The following is a 2719-nucleotide window of genomic DNA, read 5'->3' as shown; positions in this document are numbered from 1 at the left end:
ATCTCGCGCACCATGGCCACGCCCTGGGTGTTGGCAGGAAAGCGAAGCGCGGACGAGGCACTCCGGCGGCCGGGCACCCGCTCGCACTGGGGCGCGTACTGGGCCTTGGCATAGCCGTAGTTGGGCACGCCGTCGGGCTTGAGGGCCTGGGGATCGAAGTGATCGAAGCCGTCGACGAACAACAGTGCCATGCTAACTCCCGAGGTACTGGCGCACCGTGGCGGCGTTGCGCCGGATGACATTGGTGATGACCCGCTCGCCCGCGGGCGTGGCCAGGAAGTCGCCCACCAGCGACTCGTCCACGGCATTGACCACCCGGACATTGACCTGGGGCTTCTCCTGGCGTCCCGCGTTCGGCACCAGGCCGCCTGTGGCGAAGGCCAGATTCGGGCCCCGCCAGCGAGGCGCGAAGGCTCCGCCGTTGATCGCATCGAGAAACGCCACACCCACTTTCTTCACCGAGGCGGCGTTGATCACGTATTCGCCGGCGGAAAGCCGCGCCGGGATGGAGTCCGAGGTGGATGTGCCGGGGCCGGTGACGTAGCCGCCGGCCGCGAAGCCCCCTGCACCAGAACGGAACAAGGCCCCGACAAAACTGCCGATGCCGCCGCTCAGGCCGCCGAACAGCGACTGGGCCAGCTTCTGCGCCGCGATGCGGTTGATCGAGGCGATGACCGAGCGGGCGAAGTCGCGGAACGCCTCCTTGGCCGATTTGGCGCCTGAGCCGATTTGCTCGAACATCGTGGCGAAGGCGTCCTGGACCTGGCCTTTGACCCGAACCGCCACCTCATCGACTACCAGCCGGGTCCGGGCCAGTTCGTTCTTCCAGGCCTGCACGCGGGCGACCGCCTCGGGTCCGATGGCCCGGGCCGCCTGTTCCATGAGCGGCAACAGCCTTTCCATCTCGACGGCGGATTGCTGATGGAGACGGACGATCTGCTCGCGCGCCTGAGTCTCGGTCAGCAGCCCCGCCTGTTGCTGGATGCGGATCGCCTCCTGGGCGTTGCGCATCCGCTCGACGGTCAGGCGCCATTTCGACTCCAGGGCGTCGAGGTTGGCCTGCGCGGCTTTGACGTCGATCAGCCGGTCGATCAATGAGGCGCCGGCCGTGTCATTCTCCGCCAGCAGCCGGGCGCGCAGATCGCGGTAAGCCCGGGCGATGGCCTCGCGGCGCTGGGCATCGGTCCCGGTGCCTGTGAGGCGGGCCAGTTCGTCGCGGGCCTGGGCGAGCGCGTCCCTGAGTTCTCGTTCGGCGGCCGCCGCCTTGCGGGCGTTGGTCACTTCGACCTCGCGACGACGGTTGTTCAGCGCAATCAGGTCGGCCTCGAGCTTCGCGATCTGCCCCTTGGCATCGAGCCGCGCCTTCTCGTCACTGGCTTCTCGCAGGATGCGCTGCTGCTCGGCCAGGGCCTGCCGTTTGCGGGCGATCTCGGCATCGATCTCCCGCTGCTCGATGGCCGTCTTGGCGGCGTAGTAGTCGCGGATGGAGATCAGGCGGTCGGCCAGCGCCCGGTCAAGGTTTCTTCCGGCCTCCGCCAACCCTTTCTTGAGGATCTTGAGCTCCGCTTCGCTTTGGCTTTCTGCGAGCTTGAGGCGGGCTGCGTTGTCCTCGGCTGAGGGAGTACCCTTCGCCTGCGGCCGGGCGAAAAGCCGCTGGCGTTTCTGCTCGCTACGGATACGCGCGGCGATCGCCCGGGCCGTCTCGCCCACGTAGTCGCGTCCCAGCGATTCCTTGACGGCATCGCCCAGGGCCTTCCCGAAGCCCCGCATCTCGTCCCGGCCCGCGCGCAGCGCGGCCTTGAGATGGCGCAGCGAGAAGTCGCCCTTGAAGGAGGCTGCGATATCCCGGCCCAGGGCACGGGCCAGCGCGGCGATATCGGAGAAGGCTCGCTTGAAGCGGCGCACGAGGAAGGCGGCGGTGATCCCCACCACCTTGCCCACGGCATTGAAGGCCCCGATGATGCCGTTGACGAACGAGCGTACCGCACGGCCGATGGCAGTGACGCCGTCGATCACCGTCTCGCGCAGGCTCGCCCAGGTCTTGTCATTGATCCCTACGAGACTGATCAGGCCATCGACGAAGGCTCCGATCTTCTCGGTGACGAGTTCCCATGCGGCCGAGACGATCTGCCCGATGGTGGCGGTCTTGCCGCCGAACGCCACCACCTTGTCCCGGGCCGAGAAGGCGGCGGTGGCCAGCAATCCCAGGCCAGTGACAATGAGCCCGATGGGGCCGCCGAGCAACGCCAGTGTGCTGCGCAACAGACCGCCGGCACGGGCCAGCAAGGTGGTGCCCTGCGCCGCCGCGGTGACAGCTCGCCGCGCCTTGACTGCTTCCTGCGCCGCTCGAGCCAGGTCCGCCCGCAAGGCCGTAGTCGCCTTGCCCTGGGCGGCAGCCTGCGCCAGTGCCCCCTGGGCCGCACGCAGCCGGGCGGTCGCCTCCGCCTCGATCAGGCGCAGGTTGTTCAGCCGCGCGGCGGCCTCGGCACGGGAAGCGGCCACGCTTGCCGCCATGGAGGCCACCATGCGCCCGAAGGCCGCGACCAGCGCGGTGCCGGCCAGCTGGATCAGGAGGTCGATGTGGGCCGCGAGTAACTGGATCGCCCTGGCCAGACCGGCCGTAAAACCGCTCCCCGCATCCCGCTCGCCGAAGGCGCGCAGGAAGGCGTTTCGGAGCCGGGTGAGCGCCCCGGAAACAGTGTCGGGCAGCGCGGCGTAT

Annotated in this window: 1 protein-coding gene and 1 pseudogene; both read right to left on the bottom strand. The window is 68.8% G+C overall.

What is annotated here, in order from left to right:
* Window positions 1–191: pseudogene (locus MVF76_RS03010) on the bottom strand (hypothetical protein); the annotation flags it as partial.
* Window position 192: 1 nt separating this feature from the next.
* Window positions 193–2709 carry a tape measure protein gene (locus tag MVF76_RS03005; protein ID WP_441351611.1) on the bottom strand — a complete coding sequence of 839 codons (2517 nt, stop codon included), beginning with the start codon at window positions 2707–2709 and terminating at the stop codon, window positions 193–195.
* Window positions 2710–2719: the final 10 nt, after the last annotated feature.

The organism is Thiohalobacter sp., assembly GCF_027000115.1.
Taxonomy (GTDB): domain Bacteria; phylum Pseudomonadota; class Gammaproteobacteria; order Thiohalobacterales; family Thiohalobacteraceae; genus JALTON01.
Note: the sequence above shows the minus strand (reverse complement) of the source record. Positions and strands in the feature narration are given on the sequence as shown.